The following is a 17,239-nucleotide window of genomic DNA, read 5'->3' on the forward strand; positions in this document are numbered from 1 at the left end:
CACCGAAGCGTGCGCGGTCAAAGCACGTAGACGAACAGGAACAGCATCAGCCACACCACGTCGACGAAGTGCCAGTACCACGCGGCGGCTTCGAAACCGAAATGGTTGTCGCGGGTGAAGTGTCCCTTGGCCGAGCGCAGCCACATCACGATCAGCATGATCGTGCCCAGCAGCACGTGCGCGCCGTGGAAGCCGGTCAGCATGAAGAACGTCGAACCGTAGATGCCCGAGCCGAGCGTCAGGTTCAGTTCCTTGTAGGCGTGGATGTACTCCTCCGCCTGCAGGGTCAGGAAGCCCAGGCCGAGCACCACGGTCAGGCCCAGCCAGATCAGCAGCTGGCGGCGGTTACCAGCCTTCAGTGCATGGTGGGCGATGGTCAAGGTCACGCCGGAGGTGAGCAGGATCAACGTGTTGATCAGCGGCAGGCCCCAGGCCGGGATGGTCTGGAACGCGCCACCGATCGCCGCCGGGCCGTTGGTCGGCCAACCGGCGGAATAGCCCTGCCAGAGCAGCTCGTTGGTCATCACCCCGCGGCCTTCGCCACTGAGCCACGACAGGCCCAGGTTGCGGGTGTAGAACAGCGCGCCGAAGAACGCACCGAAGAACATCACCTCGGAGAAGATGAACCAGATCATCCCCATCCGGAACGAACCATCGACCTGGTGGTTGTAGTTGCCCGCCTGCGATTCACGCACCACGTCGCTGAACCACCAGAACAGGGTCAGCACCAGCATCGCGATGCCGATGTAGAACGTCCAGCGCCCCCAGCTGGCATCGTTGAGCCAGCTGGCCACGCCCACCATGGTCACCATCATCGCGATGGAACCCACGAACGGCCATTTGCTCTGGGCCGGGACGAAGTACACGTTGGCGTCGGTCGGTGTCTGGGCCATGTCGGTATCCGGGTCAGGGTGCGGCGTGCGCGCCTTCCGAGGTGGCGGCCGGGGCCAGCCGATCGGACAGCGCGTCGTTGCGGTAGAAGGTGTAGGACAAGGTGATCGTCCTGATCTCCGGCGGCAGGTCCGGATCGACGATGAAACGCACCGGCATGTCGCGCTTCTCGCCGGCCTGCAGCGTCTGCGCGGTGAAACAGAAGCACTCGGTCTTGCTGAAGAAACCCGACGCGCGCGCCGGTGCCACCGAAGGCACCGCACTGCCGACCACTGCCTGCTGGCTGTCGTTGCGGGCGAAGTACAACGCTTCGTTGAGTTCGCCCGGCACCACGTCCATGGTCAGCTGCTCGGGGTGGAACGACCACGGCAGGCGCGAATTGACGCCGCCATCGAATTCCACGCGCACAGTGCGCTTGCCGGCCGCCGCACCCGCACTGGCTTCGCCACCGGGGCCGCGCTCCAGGCGCACGCCGAACACCTTCTCGCAGGCGATGCGGTACAGCGGCACCAGCGAGAACGTCAGCAGGAACACCGCCACCGCCACACCGATCAGGCGCGGCAGCCCTGCACTGCGTGAGGTCGCGGTGGCCGGTGCGTCGCTCATCGGCCGATCACCCCACTGAGGATGAAGCCGACGTAGACCAGCACGGCGATGGCGCCGACCCACATCGCCGTGCGCCTGGCGCGCTGGCGTTGCTGCTCGATGCTTCCGCCCTGGTAGAGCCGACCGCTGGCCGGCTGCTCTTCGTTGTCGTAGAGCCGAGCCATGCTCGGCTGCTTCTCGTCAGCCGAGCWTGGCTCGGCTCTACCGATCGGGAGCGGGCTCTCGTTATGCATGCCCCACCTCAATGCGTGATGTCGTCATGCGCCAGATCCCCCGGGCGGATGGTCGGCGGCGTGGTGAAGGTATGCGCCGGTGCCGGCGACGGCAGCGTCCATTCCAGGCCGCGCGCACCTTCCCAGCTGCGCGCTTCGGCCTTCTCGCCGTTGCGCAGCGAGGACAGCAGGATCGCGGCCATCATGAACGGGGTGACGAACATGCCGAACGCACCGATCGAGCTGATCAGGTTCCAGTCGGCAAACGCCACGCTGTAATCGGGAATGCGGCGCGGCATGCCGGCCAGGCCGAGGAAATGCTGCGGGAAGAACAGCAGGTTGACGAATACGATCGACCACCAGAAGTGCACCTTGGCCCACTTCTCGCTGTACATGCGCCCGGTCCACTTCGGCCACCAGTAGTACACCGCCGCGATCAGCGCGAACACCGCGCCGGTCACCAGCACGTAGTGGAAGTGGGCCACCACGAAGTAGGTGTCGTGGTACTGGAAGTCGGCCGCCACGATCGCCAGCATCAGGCCGGAGAAACCACCGATGGTGAACAGGATGACGAAGGCCACCGACCACAGCATCGGCGCCTCGAACGTCAGCGAGCCGCGCCACATGGTGCTGACCCAGTTGAACACTTTCACGCCGGTCGGGATCGAGATCAGCATGGTGGCGAACATGAAGTAGATCTCGCCACCCAGCGGCATGCCCACGGTGAACATGTGATGGGCCCAGACGATGAACGACAGGAACGCGATCGCGGCGGTGGCGTACACCATCGCCTGGTAGCCGAACAGCGGCTTGCGGCTGAAGGTCGGGATGATCTCGCTGACCACGCCGAAGGCGGGCAGGATCATGATGTAGACCTCGGGGTGGCCGAAGAACCAGAAGATGTGCTGGTACATCACCGGGTCACCGCCACCGGCGGCATTGAAGAAGCTGGTGCCGAAGAACTTGTCGGTCAGCAGCATGGTCACCGCGCCGGCCAGCACCGGCATCACCGCGATCAGCAGGAAGGCGGTGATCAGCCAGGCCCAGCAGAAGATCGGCATCTTCAGCAGGTCGATGCCCGGCGCGCGCATGTTGAGCACGGTGGCGATGATGTTGATCGCACCCATGATCGAGCTGATGCCGGCCACGTGGATGGCGAACACGCTGAAGGCGACGTTGTAGCCGCCCTGCAGCGACAGCGGCGGGTACAGCGTCCAGCCACCGGCGGGTGCACCACCGGGCAGGAACAGGGTCAGCAGCAGCAGGCTGAAGGCCACCGGCAGCAGCCAGAACGACCAGTTGTTCATGCGCGGCAGCGCCATGTCCGGCGCGCCGATCTGCAGCGGGATCATCCAGTTGGCCAGGCCGACGAAGGCCGGCATCACGCCTCCGAAGATCATCACCAGCGCATGCACGGTGGTCATCTGGTTGAAGAACTCGGGCTTGACGAACTGCAGGCCCGGCTGCGCCAGCTCGGCGCGGATCACCACGCTCATCGCCGCACCGATGATGAACATGATGAAGCTGAAACCCAGGTACAGCGTGCCGATGTCCTTGTGGTTGGTCGAGAAGAACCAACGCTCGAAGAAGCTCTGGTGGTGATGGTGATCGTCGTGCCCAACTGCCGAGTGCGCCATTGCAAAACACCTCTCAGAATCGGTTGTCACCGCGGCCGCAGCAGGCGGCCACGGGCGTTACATCACGCTCCGCTGGCTGCGGTGGCAGGTGCGCTGCCGGCTTCAGCGGCGGCAGGGGCAGCCGGTGCTTCGCTCGCAGGTGCAGCCGGTTCGGCAGGTGCCGCAGGCGTTGTCGGCGCAGCCGGCGGTGCAGGCTTGCGCTGCGCCAGCCACTGCTTGAATTCCTCCTTGGACACCGCCTCGACCACGATCGGCATGAAGCCGTGGTCCTTGCCGCACAGCTCGGCGCACTGGCCCCGGTACACGCCGGGCTGCTCGATGCTGGTCCAGGCTTCATTGATGAAACCGGGGATGGCGTCCTGCTTCCAGCCCAGCGCGGGCACCCACCAGGCGTGGATCACGTCGTCGGAGGTGATGACGAAACGCACCTTGGTATCGACCGGCAGCACCAGGCGGTTGTCGACATCCAGCAGGTAGTGCGGATGGCTCTCGCGGGTCGGCACGATGCCACTCTGCCGCACCCGGTCGGACTCGCGGTCCAGGCGGCTGGTGAAGGTGACGTTCTCGCCGAGGTATTCGTACTTCCACATCCACTGGTAGCCGGTGACCTTCACCGTCATCTCGGCATCGCGGGTGTCGTACATCTTGATCAGGTTGGCCGTGGCCGGCCATGCCATCACGATCAGGATGATCACCGGGATCACCGTCCAGATGATCTCGGCCTTGGTGTTGTGGCTGAAGGTGGCCGCGACCGCGCCCTTGGATTTGCGGAACTTGAAGATGGCGTAGGCCATCGCCCCGAACACGATGACGCCGATCACCGTGCAGATGATCAACGAGAGGTTGTTCGATTCCCAGGCCAGGCGCGAGGTCTGGGTCACCCCCTTGCCCATGTTCAGCTGCCACGGCTTGGGATCGGCCGCCTGGGCCCAGGCCAACGCCGGCATCAGTCCCCCGGTCGCCAGCACTGCGGCAACCGCGTTCACGCACTTCGTGCCCCACCTGCTGCTTTGCTTCATTGCCTAGACCCTTAGCGTCGTCGGTTGCCGCCATCGCTGGCGGCGAGCAAGCTTTCAAGTGTCTCTGCGAGCGTCTGACGTTCGGCCGGCGCGAGGAAACTCCCCACCTCCACCTGCCGGCCGCTGGATGCCAGCCGGACCCTCTCGTCGTCGGTGAGCAGGCGCACCCAGTGGGGGTGAGCCCGGAACACCGGCGATCCACCGGGTACGGGAATGACCTCCACGTACGCCGGCACTACCCGGATCTCCTCCTGCCGTTCACCGCTGCGCCACAAGGCACGCAGCGCCGCCGCCAGCACCAGGCTGTACAGCAGCGCGAACAGGGGGGCGAATGCATTGCCGGCCAACCACCCGAAGGCGGACACCAGCCACATCGCACCCGACAACACGGTGAACAACAGGACGAACTGCCGGGCATCGAGCGCCCGTGGGGGACGCAGCCGCAGCTGCGTACCTGACCCATCCGGAGCTGGAAGCACCTCGATCATGTCGCAACCGCGTTCCTGCCGCGGGAAACGTCTCGATGGTAGCCCCGCCCTCTCGCCGGTAGCAAGGGTGCATTCACACTTTTTCCGATGCTGCAACACAGCATGAGGTCGGCGGCACGAATGACGAATTCAGCACAAATATTGGAAGGTTTCATGAACACGCCAAATCCACCACCGTTAGGGGCTATCAGCCCTTCATGAAGGTGTCTGCGCGGCACTTCCGAAGGCCGCAAAAATGTTTAAAATCGCCAAGTTTTCCACTGGCCGGACCGGCATGAACGCACCTTCCTCCTCCCCTGCCGCCCACGACGCCCCGCGTCCCGGCGCGCTGCTGTCGCCGGAACTGCCGGCGCCCCCCAACCCGTTCCGCCAGGCCATCACCGATGCCTGGTTGAAGGACGAGGCCAGCCATGTGCGCGAGCTGCTGGCGCAGGCCCGCCTGCCCGCCGACGAGCAGGCCAAGGTGCAGGCACTGGCGGCCGACCTGGTCGGCCGCGTGCGCGTGCGTGCCAAGGACCAGGGCGCCATCGAAGCCTTCATGCGCCAGTACGACCTGGGCAGCGAGGAAGGCGTGCTGCTGATGTGCGTGGCCGAGGCGCTGCTGCGCATTCCGGACCAGGACACCGCCGACAAGCTGATCCGCGACAAGCTGGCCGACGCCGACTGGGAAAAGCACCTGGGCGGCAGCGACTCGGTGCTGGTCAACGCCTCCACCTGGGGCCTGATGCTGACCGGCAAGCTGGTGCAGATGAACGACGCCACCCGCGCCGATGCCCCCAGCGCTTTCAAGCGCCTGGTCGGCCGCGTGGGTGAGCCGGTGGTGCGCCTGGCCGTGCGCCAGGCGATGAAGATCATGGGCCACCAGTTCGTCATGGGCCGCACCATCAGCGAAGCGCTGTCGCGTTCGCACAAGGGTGAAAACGCCAGCTACCGCTACTCGTTCGACATGCTGGGCGAAGGCGCGCTGACCATGAAGGACGCGCTGCGCTACCTGGAAGACTACCGACGTGCGATCCACGCCATCGGCGGTGATCACAAGGCCCGCGGTGGCCGCCCGGACGGCGACGTCAACAACGCCCCGGGCATTTCGATCAAGCTGTCGGCGCTGTACCCGCGCTACGAGCACGCCAAGCGCGAGCGCGTACTGAAGGACCTGGTGCCGGGCGTGCTGGAACTGGCGCAGCTGGCCAAGAGCTACGGCATCGGCTGCACGGTCGACGCCGAAGAATCCGACCGCCTGGAACTGTCGCTGGACATCATCGAGCAGGTGTTCTCCGACGCCTCGCTGTCCGGCTGGGATGGCTTCGGCGTGGTCGTGCAGGCCTACCAGAAGCGTACGCCGTACACGATCGACCACCTGGCCGACATGGCGCGCCGCGCCGGTCGCCGCCTGCAGGTGCGCCTGGTCAAGGGCGCCTACTGGGATGCCGAGATCAAGCGTGCGCAGATCGAAGGCTACCCGGGCTACCCGGTGTTCACCCGCAAGCAGAACACCGACGTGTCCTACCTGGCCTGCGCCAAGCGCCTGTTCACCCATGCCGACGCGATCTACCCGATGTTCGCCACGCACAACGCACACACCATCGCCGCGGTGCGCAGCATCGCCAACGGTGGCGTGTACGAACACCAGAAGCTGCACGGCATGGGCGACGACCTGTACGCCGAAGTGGTGCCGGCCGATCGCCTGGGCCTGCCGTGCCGCGTGTATGCGCCGGTCGGTTCACATGAAGACCTGCTGCCGTACCTGGTGCGCCGCCTGCTGGAAAACGGCGCCAACTCCAGCTTCGTCAACCGCATCACCGACGAACGCGTGCCGATCGCCGACCTGATCCGCGATCCGGTCGAGATGGTGTCCTCGTTCGCTTCGATTCCGCATCCCAAGATCCCGCTGCCGGTTGACCTGCTGCGCAGCCAGAACCACGACAGGAAGAACTCCATGGGCGCCAACCTCGCCAACGACAACGAACTGCGCGCCCTGGCCGAGCAGCTCAACGCTGCAGTGAAGCCCTGGTCGGCTGCGCCGCTGGTGCCGGGTGCCACCCCGGCCGGCACCGCGCTGCCGGTGACCAACCCGGCCGACACCCGCGAAGTGGTCGGCCAGTGGCTGGCCGCCGATGCCGCCACCGTGCAGAAGGCGCTGGCCAATGCCGTGGCCGCGCAGCCGGCCTGGAACCGCACCCCGGCCGCCAGCCGCGCCGCCATCCTCGAGCACGCCGCCGACCAGCTGGAAGCGCGCATGCCGGAGTTCATGGCGCTGTGTGTGAAGGAAGCCGGCAAGAGCCTGCCCGACAGCATCGCCGAAGTGCGCGAAGCCGTGGATTTCCTGCGCTACTACGCCAAGCAGGCACGCGAGCAGTTCAGCCACGCCGAGAAGCTGCCGAGCCCGACCGGTGAATCGAACGAGCTGCAGCTGCACGGCCGCGGCGTGTTCGTCTGCATCAGCCCGTGGAACTTCCCGCTGGCGATCTTCCTGGGCCAGGTGGCTGCGGCACTGGCAGCTGGCAACAGCGTGATCGCCAAGCCGGCCGAGCAGACCAACCTGATCGGCTACTACGCGGTGAAGCTGCTGCACGACGCCGGCGTGCCGGCCGAGGTGGTGCAGTACCTGCCGGGTGACGGTGCCACCGTCGGTGCCGCGCTGACCGCCGACCCGCGCGTGGCCGGCGTGGCCTTCACCGGCTCCACCGAGACCGCCCGTGCGATCAACCGCGCGATGGCCGCGCGTGATGCCGCCATTGGCGTGCTGATCGCCGAGACCGGTGGCCAGAACGCCTTCATCGCCGACTCCTCGGCATTGCCGGAACAGCTGGTCAAGGACGCGATCGGTTCGGCCTTCACCTCCGCCGGCCAGCGCTGCTCGGCTGCGCGCGTGCTGTTCGTGCAGGACGACATCGCCGACAAGGTGATGACCATGCTGGCCGGCGCAATGAAGGAACTGAAGGTCGGCAACCCCGGCCTGCTGTCCACCGACGTCGGCCCGGTGATCGACGCCGATGCACTGAAGATCCTGCAGGACCACGGCGAACGCATGGACCGCGAAGCACGCCTGATCGCCGCCGCCGAGCTGTCCGCCGAAGCCGCCAACGGCACCTTCTTCGCGCCGCGCGCGTATGAACTGAAGGACCTGGGCCAGCTGCACAAGGAAATCTTCGGGCCGGTCCTGCACGTGATCCGCTGGAAGGGCGACCAGCTCGATGCGGTGATCGACCAGATCAACGCCACCGGCTACGGCCTGACCCTGGGCGTGCATTCGCGCATCGACGAAACCGTTGATCGCATCAGCAACGGCGTCCACGTCGGCAACGTCTACGTCAACCGCAACCAGATCGGCGCAGTGGTCGGCGTGCAGCCGTTCGGCGGCCAGGGCCTGTCCGGCACCGGCCCGAAGGCGGGCGGCCCGCACTACCTGCTGCGCTTCGCCACCGAGAAGACGGTGACGGTGAACACCACCGCCGCCGGCGGCAACGCCTCGCTGCTGACCCTGGGCGACTGATCGCCCGGTTGATGCTGCAAACGAAAAACCCCGCGAAAGCGGGGTTTTTTGTGCTTCTACTTCCTGTAGAGCCGAGCCCATGCTCGGCTTTCCTGGCGTAGCGGAGCACGGGCTCGGCGCTACACGGTTTCCGGGGCTGCCTTGGTCTCAGTCCGCATCAGATGGCGCCAATGGCGCAAGGCCACCAGCGCATTGATCCAGAAGCCCACATACAGGATCGAAGTCAGGTGCAGGCCACGGCTGTAGTACAGCGGTACCGCAACGGTGTTGACCAGCAGCCACACCCACCACGATTCCAGCTTGCGCCGCATCATCAGGATCTGCGCGATCACGCTCAGTACCAGCACCGCTGAATCGATATACGGCGCATAGGCGTTGGTCAGCCGGGTCAGCATCCAGCCGTAGCCGAACGTGGCCACCACCGCCAGCGGCGCCAGCCAGGCCCAGGCGCGCGGCCGCAATGAAGTGATCGGCAGCGGTGCACCATGGTCACCACGCAGCCACTGCCACCAGCCCAGCACACTGATGGCGATGAAGAAGAACTGCAGCACCATGTCCGCATACAGGTGCGAACGCTCGAACACCGCCGCGAACAGTGCACAGCCCACGATGCCCAGCCACCAGGTGTGCACGTTGTTGCGGCCGGCCAGCAGGATCGAACCGGCGACGGCAATGTTTGCAGCAAGCTCAAGCTGGAAGTTCGGGTCGGACAGGTTCATGGCGCTATTGTCGTGGATCCGTGCGCTGCGTGGACAAACCGGTAGATCCACGCCATGCGTGGATGCCCCCAACCATCCGCACACAAAAAAAAGGCCCCGCTTGCGCGGGGCCTCCTTCGAACTGCTTCAGGCAATCACCCGAATCAGAACTTGTACTGGAACGAAGCAGCCAGCACGTCTCCACGGACCTTGTACTTGCCAGCCAGCGAGTTGCCCTGGTTGTTGGTGGTCGGCTGGATGTTCACGCTCGGATCGCTGGTGAACAGGTGGGTGTAGCCGAAGTTGTATTCAGTGTTCGCCGACGGGGTCCAGCCCACGCCCAGCGACAGCCACTTGCGGCTGGTATCCGGCACGCGGACGTCGCGATGAGCGTCGGTGGTCGGGGTCTGGTCCAGCGCAACACCACCACGCAGGGTGACGGTATCGCTCAGCTTGTAGTCCGCACCCAGCGACACGAAGGTGGTATCGCGATAACCGAAGTCCAGCACAGAGTCCTTCTGGGCCGAAGCATAGTCGATGGTGACAGCGTCGAATGCGGTCGACCAGGCTGTGCGGGTGACGTCACCCATCACGGTCCAGCGATCGTTGACCTTGTGCGTCACGCTCAGGGTCGCCGACGCCGGCAGCTTCACGGTTGCCTTGCCACTGGTGCTGACGAACTGGCCCGGCTGGGTCTGACCCAGGATGGTCGCAGTGCGGCCATTGTCGTTCGGCATCAGGAAGGTGGCATCGCCGCCGGTGATCTTGTGCGTGACCTTGGAGCGGTAGCTCAGGCCGATGTGGGTGTTCTCATCGATCGAGAAAAGGCCACCGACCGTCCAGCCCACCGCATTGTTGTCGCCTTCAACGGTCAGCTTGCCATCGGCGCTGCCCGGGGCGTAGCCCGGTACGCGGGCCTGGGCCAACGCAGTACCGAAGTCGATGTTGTTGCTGAGCTCGATGGTCAGATGTTCAACGAACACCGACGCGCCGAACGAGACGTACGGATTGACGTCATAGGATGCGGCAAAGCCAAGATCGATGGCCTTCAGGTCGGTCTTCAGGCCGCTGTAGCGACCCACCCAGCCATTGTCATACTGGGTCTTGAAACCAAACGGAGCAGTCAGCGACACACCGAAGTGGGCCTTCTCGCCGATCGGCATGTGGAAGTACGCGGCCGGAACCGGGGCGATCATGCCAGCGTCGCCGCCGTCACCGCCGGTCTGCGCGGCGCCGGTCGGCTTACGACCCTGGCCTTTGAACTCGGCCTTGAAGCTGATTGCGCTCAGGTCACCCTGGATCAGGGTGCCGTCCAGCTGGCGCATGCCGGCCGGGTTGACGGCGATGATGGAGGCGTCGCCCTCGGCGCTGCCGGAGCCGGCGAACGCGCGGCCGAGGCCCTTGGCGCTGTTTTCCTTCAGCTGGAAGGCGGCGGCGTTGGCGTCGGCGGCGGCCAGCGCACCGGCAACGCCGACGGCCAGCAGGGTCAGACGGGCAATGGTGGAAGCGGTTTGCATCGTAGTTCTCTCTCCGGTAAGCGGTGATGGTGCTCTGAGTGCGCCTGCGCCCGGCAGGCCCGGGGGCCCGTCGAAGCGCGCCGGATTCCCCTCCCGACATACGACGCCGTATGCGAGTATTACCCAGAGCCGTTAATGAAACAATAACGGGGCAGGCGGTTTTTTCGTCTCAAAAGCTGAACAGGACAATCCCCGTCGCAAGCGCCCGCACGCTAGGCTAGTGCCATGTTCGTCTCCCTCCCGTCGCGCAAGAAGGCGGCCCTGCGCTGGGCCACGCCCGTGCTGTTTGCGGCACTGTGGCTGGCGTTCCTGTGGTCGATCTCGCGCCCGGACGATGCCCGCGGCAGCCTCTGGCTGGACTGGGGCGCCCTGTCCACCGGGCTGACCCACCCGCTCGACTGGTGGGCGACGCTGCAGGACGGCAGCGTGCTGCGCCTGTTCACCGCCCTGTTCCTGCACGCGGACTGGTCGCATCTGCTGGGCAACCTGGTCTTCCTGCTGATCTTCGGCCTGCCCGCCGAGCGGGTGCTGGGCCCGTGGCGATTGCTGCTGCTGTTCCTGGTCGGCGGCGCGGTGTCCAACCTGGTGGCCATCTACACCATGGGCAGCCCGGACCAGATCATCATCGGTGCCAGCGGCGCGGTGTCGGCGCTGATCGGCGCCTATCTGGCCCTGTTCCCGGGCGCCCGGCTGGGCGTGGTCATTCCGCTCGGCCTGTTCCTGGAGTTCGTGCGCGCCCCGGCCTACCTGCTCATCGGCGTCTGGGCCGCACTGCAGGTGGTGTTCGCCCACATCGGCCCGAGCTTCGGCATGGTGGCCTGGTGGGCGCACATCGGCGGCTTCGTGTTCGGCCTGGTGTATGGCGTGTACGTGCGCGCCGCGATCGCACGCCGGCTGCGCAAGCGGCACGGGTTCTGATCACCGGGTAGTGCCGGCCGCTGGCCGGCTCCACGCTCACCCGCTCGTTCGTAGATCCAGTCGAGCGTGGCTCGACTCTACAGAATCAAGGCTTGGCCGGGACCGGAGCGGGCTTGGTTTCCGGCGTGCTGTCCGCCTTCGGTTCGACCTTCGGCTCCGGCTTCGCTTCCGGCTTCGCCGCGGCAGCCTTCGCGGCCTTGGCCGCATCTGCCTTCGCCGCTTCGGCCTTCAACCGCGCAGCCACCGAGCCGGGATTCTTCAGTTCGGCCAGCGCATCGTTGATCGGGCCGTCGCCCGGCAGCACCGCACCGGCGTGGTAGCCCTCGGTGCCTTCGTCGTCGCCGCGCAGATGGCCCGGCAGGGTCGCTTCGCTGTAATCGCTCAGGCTGGCCGGCAACGCATCATCTTCCGGACGCGCGGCAGGCTTGAATTCGACCTCCGGCACGATGCCGGTGGCCTGGATCGACTTGCCGCTGGGCGTGTAATAACGCGCGGTGGTCAGCTTCACCGAGTCACCGTTGTCCAGCGGCAGCACGGTCTGCACCGAGCCCTTGCCGAAGGTGCGGCTGCCGACCACGCGCGCGCGCTTGTTGTCGCGCAGCGCGCCGGCCAGCACTTCCGAGGCACTGGCCGAACCGGCGTCGACCAGCACCACCACCGGTGCGCCCTTCAGCAGGTCGCCCGGGGTCGCATCGAAGCGTGCATCGCTGATGCTGATGCGGCCACGGGTGCTGACGATGTTGCCCTTGTCGAGAAGATCGTCGGCCACCTGCACGGCGGCAGTCAGCAGTCCACCCGGGTTGCTGCGCAGATCCAGCACCAGGCCCTTGAGCTGGCCACCAGACTGCTTCTGCAGCTGCTGCACGTGCTTCTGGAAGTCCGACCCGGTGTCGGCCTGGAAGGTGCTCAGGCGGATGTAGCCATAGCCCGGCTCCAGCAGGCGGCTGCGCACGCTGGTCACACGGATGGTCTGGCGGGTGAGGCTGACGTCGAACGGCTTCGGCTTGCCCGCACGCACGATGGTCAACACCACCTTGCTGCCGGCCGGGCCACGCAACGGTTCACTCGCATCAATGGCGCTGATCGGCTTGCCGTCGATGGCGATGATCAGGTCACCGGCGAGGATGCCGGCCTTGGCCGCCGGCGTGTCGTCGATCGGCGAGATCACCTTCATGCTGGCGTTGTCGGGCTGCTGCTGCAGCTCCACGCCGATGCCTTCATAGGCGCCGTTGGCCTGCTCATCGAAGGCCTGCGCGTCTTCCTTGTTGAAGTAGGTGCTGTGCGGGTCGAGGTCGAGCAGCAGGCCGCGCACCGCCGACTGCATCAGCTTCTTGTCATCGACCGGGTCGACATAAGCGGCACGCACCGCGTTGTACACGGCCACGAAGCGGCGGATGTCCTCCAGCGGCACCTTCGAGGTGACCGCCTCCTCGCTGTTCGCTGCCTGCCCGCTGGTTTCCTGGCTCGGGGCGGGCGCGGTCTGCTGCGCCCAGGACAGCGCCGGCAACAGGGCCAGCAAGAGGGTGGCGGTACGGGCTGCGCGCATGGATCACTCCTGTCGACGTTGGCATCGTGCCCAAGGCACATGCACCGATTATGCGCGAAGCACAGCTAAATTCCCGTTGAATCCGGCCCGCACGTGGCGATGCCGGATTCAGCGCCGCTGCAGCCAGCTGTCCGGATTGACCGGCTGCCCACCACGACGCAGCTCGAAGTACAGCGCGGTGACGCCCTGCCCACCGGAGTTGCCGACCTTGGCCACCGCATCGCCGCGGCTGACCCGGGCACCCGCATCCTTCAGCAGGGTGTCGTTGTGCGCGTACAGGCTCATGTAGCCGTTGCCGTGGTCGACGATCAGGATCATGCCGTAACCGGTCATCCAGTCGGAGAACACCACGGTGCCGTCGGCCACGGCGGTGACGGTGCTGCCGGCGGGCGCGCCGATCAACACACCACTGCTGGTGCGGCCGTCGGGCAGCTTGCCGCCGTAGCGGGCCAACAGGTTGCCCGACAATGGCCAGCCCAGGCCACCCACCTTCGGCGCCGGCGCAGAGGCGACGGCAGGCGGAACCTTGGTGGGCGGCGGTGGCGGACGGCCCTGCGCGGCGGCCTGGCGTGCGGCACGCTCGGCAGCGGCCTTTTCAGCGGCTGCTCGCCGCGCCGCGGCGCGGCGCTCGGCTTCTGCCCGGGCCGCGGCGGCACGCAGGTTGGCCAGCAGCGTTTCCAGTGCCTTGGCGTCCTGGCCCAGTGCCTGTTCCTTCTCGCGCCGGTCCTTGAAGCGTTCGTCCAGCGAGGCCACGGTCTGTGCGCGGTCGCGGCGGTCGGCGGCCAACGTGGCCGCCTGCTGTTTMTGGTCGCGCTGTGCGCCCTGCAGCTTCTGCTGGCGTTCGGCGATCTGCGCCTGCAGCACTTCCAGTTCCTTCAGGTCCGCGGTCAGCGTGGTGATGCGCTGCGCACGTTCGCGCTGCAGGTAGCGGTGGTAGGCCAGGGCACGGTTGGCGTCGGCCACCGTGTCCTGCGACAGCAGCAGCTTCAACGGTGCATGGTTGCCCAGCTGATAGGCCGCGCGCAGCAGGCCGGCCAGCTCGCGGTGCTGCTGGGCCAGGTTGGCCTGCAGGGTGCTGCGGCGCTGCTCGGCTTCGGCCAGCGACCGGCTCTGCTCGCGCAGCGCGGTTTCGGTCTGCGCAAGCGCGCGGCCACTGCGGGCCACCTTCTCGTCGGCCTCGCGCAGTTGCTGTGATGCCTGGCCGCGCTGGCCCTCGATCTGCCGGCGCTCCTGCGCCACGCCCTTCAACTCGGTACGCAGCTTCTGCAGCTTGCGCTCGGTTTCGCGGGTGGTCTGTGCGGCGCCCGGCAACGGCAGCGCCAAGGCGATGGCCAGCCCCAACAGCAGGCAGCGCCCGCCGCGGGCGGCGGCGATGTGATGTCGGCGTGATGGGAAGGCGTTGTCGCGCAAGGGCTTTCCAGTGACTTCAGGCAGTTGCAGGGGGTACCCGGGAATGGTGACATCTCCGCACGCGGCCTGCCAGCCGCACATCCATCGAGGCCCCATGAAAACTCTTTCCATTCCGCTGTTGTTGGGCGTCCTGCTCGTTGCCGGCCCGGCCGGTGCCCAGGACAACATCAGCAAGGTCAACGGCAGCATCAGCGCCGAACCTGGCCAGCGCTACGGCAAGCTGGATACCGTCAACGGCGGTATCCGGGTTGGTGAAGGCGTCGAGACCGGCAGCATCGACACCGTCAACGGCGGGGTCAAGGTGGCCGACCGTGCACGTACCGGCAAGATTGAAACGGTCAACGGCGGCGTACGCCTGGGCCGCGAGGTGATTGCACGCGGCAGCGTCAGCACCGTCAACGGCAGCATCTTCACCGATCGCGGCAGCCAGATCGAAGGCGGCGTCGAAACCGTGAACGGTGGCATCGGCCTGGTCGAAAGCCGCGTCGGCAAGGACGTGGAGACCGTCAACGGCGATATCACCGTCGGCATCGGTTCCCAGGTCAACGGCGGTGTGCACGTGCGCAAGCCGAACTTCAGCGTCTCGCTCACCGCCAGCCGCAAGCCACGCGTGATCATCGGCCCGAATGCCGTGGTCAACGGCCCCCTGCAGTTCGAACGCGAGGTGGTGCTGTACGTGCATCGCACCGCCCGCATCGGGCCGGTCAACGGCGCCGAGCCGATCCCGTTCGACACCGAAACCGCCCCGGCGGACTGAGCGCACCGGACCGCCCGGTTCGGTGATACTCGCTGATACCGGCCGCGCACGACGTGCGGCCGCCCTTTGTTTTCCAGGAATCGACGATGCCCCGCAAACTCCTCCTGTGCCTGGCCGCCGCGGCCGCGCTCAGTGCCTGCAAAGGCGAAGACACGCCGGCCACCGCGCCGGCCACCGACACCGCTGCCGCGAAGCCGGCGGCTCATCAGTTCTCCCCGGAGATCAACGCCGGCGACTTCGCCGAGATGGTCAAGACCCTGGCTTCGGATGAATTCGAAGGCCGCGCCCCGGGCAGCAAGGGCGAGGAACTGACGGTCAACTACATCCGCGACCAGATGCAGCGCATCGGCCTGCAGCCCGGCAACGGTGACAGCTGGTTCCAGGACGTGCCGATGACCGAGACCACGGCCGACGCATCGACGGTGTTGAAGATCACCCAGGGTGGCAAGACCACCGAGCTGAAGTTCGGCACCGACATGGTGGTCGGCACCCGTACCGGCCAGGCCGAGGTGAAGGTCGATGCCAGCGACCTGGTGTTCGTCGGCTACGGCGTCGATGCGCCGGAGCAGAAGTGGAACGACTATGCCGGCCAGGACTGGAAAGGCAAGACGGTCGTGATGTTCGTCAACGATCCGGGCTTCCACGTCGACGACGCCAAGCTGTTCGATGGCAAGCGCATGACCTACTACGGCCGCTGGACGTACAAGTTCGAGGAGGCCGCCCGCAAGGGCGCCGCCGCGGCGCTGATCGTGCATGACACCGCCGGTGCCTCCTATGGCTGGGACGTGGTGAAGAACTCCTGGGCCGGCCCGCAGTACGACCTGCCGGCCAAGGATGACCCGGAAGCCCGTATTCCGGTGCAGGGCTGGCTGAGTGCCGACGCCGCCAAGGCGCTGTTTGCCGGTGCCGGCCTGGACCTGGCGCAGGCTTACAAGGATGCGAGCAAGCGCGGCTTCAAGCCGGTGCCGCTGAAGGCCACCGCAGCGGTCGACCTGAAGAGCCAGATCGCGCAGAAGCAGTCGCGCAACGTGGTGGGCGTGCTGCCGGGCAGCAAGCGTGCCGACGAAGCAGTGCTGTACATGGCGCACTGGGACCACCTGGGCAAGCACGAGGGTGAAACCGGCGACAACATCTACAACGGTGCGGTCGACAACGCGACCGGCGTGGCCGGCATTCTTGAGGTGGCCGAAGCAATGGCCCACCAGGATCCAAAGCCGGAACGTTCGGTGGTGTTCCTGGCGGTGACCCTGGAAGAATCCGGCCTGCTGGGTTCGAAATACTACGTCTCCCACCCGACCTTCCCACTGGACAAGATCGCCGGTGTGATCAACATCGACGCGATGTCCGTGGCCGGCCGTGCCAAGGACGTGACCGTCACCGGCTTCGGCAGCTCGGAGCTGGAAGACATCCTCAAGCCACTGGCTGCGGCCCAGGACCGTACGCTGCACGGTGAGACCTCGGTGCAGAGCGGCTTCTACTTCCGTTCGGACCACTTCAACTTCGCCAAGGCCGGCGTACCGGCCCTGTACGCCGATGGTGGCGAGGATCTGCGCGAGGGTGGCGTGGACGCCGGCCGCAAGGCGGCTGCGGACTACGGTGCCAACCGTTACCACGGCCCAAAGGACGAGTTCGACGCGTCCACCTGGAAGCTGGACGGTACCGTCGAAGACCTGCAGTTGATGTATGGCGTCGGCAAGGAACTGGCCGGTGGTGATCGTTGGCCGAACTGGTATGAGGGCAACCCGTTCAAGGCGGCCCGCGACGCGATGATGAAGGACAAGGCTTCGGCGAAGTAAGCCGGGCCATTCTAGACTGAACATCGTTGAGAGCAGAGCGGCGCCCCACGGGGCGCCGTTTTTTTTGTGCGCTCCGTCATTGGTGGGTGCCAACCTTGGTTGGCGCCTCTCTACATGGCGAGCGCCCCATCCACGCATGGCGTGGATCTTATCTCTTGCCGATCTGGCACTTTGGGTGCCGAGAGCCCGGCGTGGGCGACCGTGTGGATCTAGGTCTTTCGACCGTGAAGTAGCTTGGGTCCCCACGCCGG

Annotated in this window: 14 protein-coding genes; 4 read left to right on the forward strand and 10 right to left on the reverse strand. The window is 66.3% G+C overall.

What is annotated here, in order from left to right; all coding sequences use genetic code 11:
* Positions 1 to 17 precede the first annotated feature (17 nt).
* From D7T59_RS16900 to D7T59_RS16925, 6 genes are all read right to left on the reverse strand, one after another.
* Positions 18 to 893 carry a cytochrome c oxidase subunit 3 gene (locus tag D7T59_RS16900; RefSeq protein WP_005407793.1) on the reverse strand — a complete coding sequence of 292 codons (876 nt, stop codon included), beginning with the start codon at positions 891 to 893 and terminating at the stop codon, positions 18 to 20.
* 13 nt (positions 894 to 906) lie between these two features.
* Positions 907 to 1,497, reverse strand: a complete 591-nt coding sequence (locus D7T59_RS16905) for a cytochrome c oxidase assembly protein (protein ID WP_111111329.1) — start codon at positions 1,495 to 1,497, stop codon at positions 907 to 909.
* Positions 1,494 to 1,730, reverse strand: a complete 237-nt coding sequence (locus tag D7T59_RS16910) for a hypothetical protein (RefSeq protein ID WP_180863263.1) — start codon at positions 1,728 to 1,730, stop codon at positions 1,494 to 1,496. The genes D7T59_RS16905 and D7T59_RS16910 overlap by 4 nt, the downstream gene beginning before the upstream one ends.
* Positions 1,731 to 1,738: 8 nt before the next feature.
* Positions 1,739 to 3,346, reverse strand: a complete 1,608-nt coding sequence (ctaD, locus tag D7T59_RS16915) for a cytochrome c oxidase subunit I (protein ID WP_005407790.1) — start codon at positions 3,344 to 3,346, stop codon at positions 1,739 to 1,741.
* A gap of 62 nt (positions 3,347 to 3,408) precedes the next feature.
* Positions 3,409 to 4,365 carry a cytochrome c oxidase subunit II gene (gene coxB, locus D7T59_RS16920; RefSeq protein WP_164138725.1) on the reverse strand — a complete coding sequence of 319 codons (957 nt, stop codon included), beginning with the start codon at positions 4,363 to 4,365 and terminating at the stop codon, positions 3,409 to 3,411.
* A gap of 11 nt (positions 4,366 to 4,376) precedes the next feature.
* The gene (locus D7T59_RS16925) at positions 4,377 to 4,853 is read right to left on the reverse strand and encodes a DUF2244 domain-containing protein (RefSeq protein ID WP_014035721.1); all 477 of its coding nucleotides are present in this window, start codon (positions 4,851 to 4,853) and stop codon (positions 4,377 to 4,379) included.
* A gap of 274 nt (positions 4,854 to 5,127) precedes the next feature.
* On the opposite strand from D7T59_RS16925, the gene putA reads away from it, so the two are divergent.
* Entirely contained in the window at positions 5,128 to 8,346 is a 3,219-nt protein-coding gene (gene putA / locus D7T59_RS16930; RefSeq protein ID WP_180852928.1) for a bifunctional proline dehydrogenase/L-glutamate gamma-semialdehyde dehydrogenase PutA, read from the forward strand.
* A 119-nt stretch (positions 8,347 to 8,465) separates the two neighbouring features.
* Here the strand turns inward: putA and pnuC are convergent, their stop codons facing one another.
* Both pnuC and D7T59_RS16940 read right to left on the reverse strand, forming a co-directional pair.
* Positions 8,466 to 9,065, reverse strand: coding sequence for a nicotinamide riboside transporter PnuC (gene pnuC / locus D7T59_RS16935; protein ID WP_164138721.1), 600 nt, complete (start codon positions 9,063 to 9,065; stop codon positions 8,466 to 8,468).
* A 143-nt stretch (positions 9,066 to 9,208) separates the two neighbouring features.
* Positions 9,209 to 10,561 (reverse strand): outer membrane protein transport protein, encoded by a 1,353-nt coding sequence (locus D7T59_RS16940; protein ID WP_180852927.1) that lies wholly within the window; start codon positions 10,559 to 10,561, stop codon positions 9,209 to 9,211.
* Between the two features lie 225 nt (positions 10,562 to 10,786).
* Between D7T59_RS16940 and D7T59_RS16945 the strand changes: the two genes are divergently transcribed.
* The gene (locus D7T59_RS16945; protein ID WP_005407784.1) at positions 10,787 to 11,479 is read left to right on the forward strand and encodes a rhomboid family intramembrane serine protease; all 693 of its coding nucleotides are present in this window, start codon (positions 10,787 to 10,789) and stop codon (positions 11,477 to 11,479) included.
* 85 nt (positions 11,480 to 11,564) lie between these two features.
* On the opposite strand, the gene D7T59_RS16950 is transcribed toward D7T59_RS16945, so the two are convergent.
* Together D7T59_RS16950 and D7T59_RS16955 are read right to left on the reverse strand one after the other, a co-directional pair.
* A complete protein-coding gene (locus D7T59_RS16950; protein ID WP_180852926.1) occupies positions 11,565 to 13,025 on the reverse strand; it encodes a S41 family peptidase in 1,461 nt (486 codons plus the stop codon).
* Positions 13,026 to 13,133: 108 nt separating this feature from the next.
* Positions 13,134 to 14,435 (reverse strand): murein hydrolase activator EnvC family protein, encoded by a 1,302-nt coding sequence (locus tag D7T59_RS16955; protein WP_180852925.1) that lies wholly within the window; start codon positions 14,433 to 14,435, stop codon positions 13,134 to 13,136.
* A 94-nt stretch (positions 14,436 to 14,529) separates the two neighbouring features.
* On the opposite strand from D7T59_RS16955, the gene D7T59_RS16960 reads away from it, so the two are divergent.
* Positions 14,530 to 15,192 (forward strand): DUF4097 family beta strand repeat-containing protein, encoded by a 663-nt coding sequence (locus tag D7T59_RS16960; protein ID WP_180852924.1) that lies wholly within the window; start codon positions 14,530 to 14,532, stop codon positions 15,190 to 15,192.
* Between the two features lie 86 nt (positions 15,193 to 15,278).
* Entirely contained in the window at positions 15,279 to 16,988 is a 1,710-nt protein-coding gene (locus D7T59_RS16965; RefSeq protein ID WP_180882687.1) for a M28 family metallopeptidase, read from the forward strand.
* The last annotated feature ends 251 nt before the right edge of the window (positions 16,989 to 17,239 follow it).

This window comes from Stenotrophomonas maltophilia (genome assembly GCF_013464915.1).
Lineage (GTDB): Bacteria > Pseudomonadota > Gammaproteobacteria > Xanthomonadales > Xanthomonadaceae > Stenotrophomonas > Stenotrophomonas maltophilia_AT.

Excerpts from the sequence above, each read along its gene's own strand:
- putA (WP_180852928.1), top strand. The coding sequence starts at position 5,128 with ATGAACGCACCTTCCTCCTCCCCTGCCGCCCACGACGCCCCGCGTCCC.
- D7T59_RS16945 (WP_005407784.1), top strand. The coding sequence starts at position 10,787 with ATGTTCGTCTCCCTCCCGTCGCGCAAGAAGGCGGCCCTGCGCTGGGCC.
- pnuC (WP_164138721.1), bottom strand. The coding sequence starts at position 9,065 with ATGAACCTGTCCGACCCGAACTTCCAGCTTGAGCTTGCTGCAAACATT.
- D7T59_RS16925 (WP_014035721.1), bottom strand. The coding sequence starts at position 4,853 with ATGATCGAGGTGCTTCCAGCTCCGGATGGGTCAGGTACGCAGCTGCGG.
- ctaD (WP_005407790.1), bottom strand. The coding sequence starts at position 3,346 with ATGGCGCACTCGGCAGTTGGGCACGACGATCACCATCACCACCAGAGC.
- D7T59_RS16965 (WP_180882687.1), top strand. The coding sequence starts at position 15,279 with ATGCCCCGCAAACTCCTCCTGTGCCTGGCCGCCGCGGCCGCGCTCAGT.
- D7T59_RS16940 (WP_180852927.1), bottom strand. The coding sequence starts at position 10,561 with ATGCAAACCGCTTCCACCATTGCCCGTCTGACCCTGCTGGCCGTCGGC.
- D7T59_RS16900 (WP_005407793.1), bottom strand. The coding sequence starts at position 893 with ATGGCCCAGACACCGACCGACGCCAACGTGTACTTCGTCCCGGCCCAG.
- D7T59_RS16960 (WP_180852924.1), top strand. The coding sequence starts at position 14,530 with ATGAAAACTCTTTCCATTCCGCTGTTGTTGGGCGTCCTGCTCGTTGCC.
- coxB (WP_164138725.1), bottom strand. The coding sequence starts at position 4,365 with ATGAAGCAAAGCAGCAGGTGGGGCACGAAGTGCGTGAACGCGGTTGCC.
- D7T59_RS16950 (WP_180852926.1), bottom strand. The coding sequence starts at position 13,025 with ATGCGCGCAGCCCGTACCGCCACCCTCTTGCTGGCCCTGTTGCCGGCG.
- D7T59_RS16905 (WP_111111329.1), bottom strand. The coding sequence starts at position 1,497 with ATGAGCGACGCACCGGCCACCGCGACCTCACGCAGTGCAGGGCTGCCG.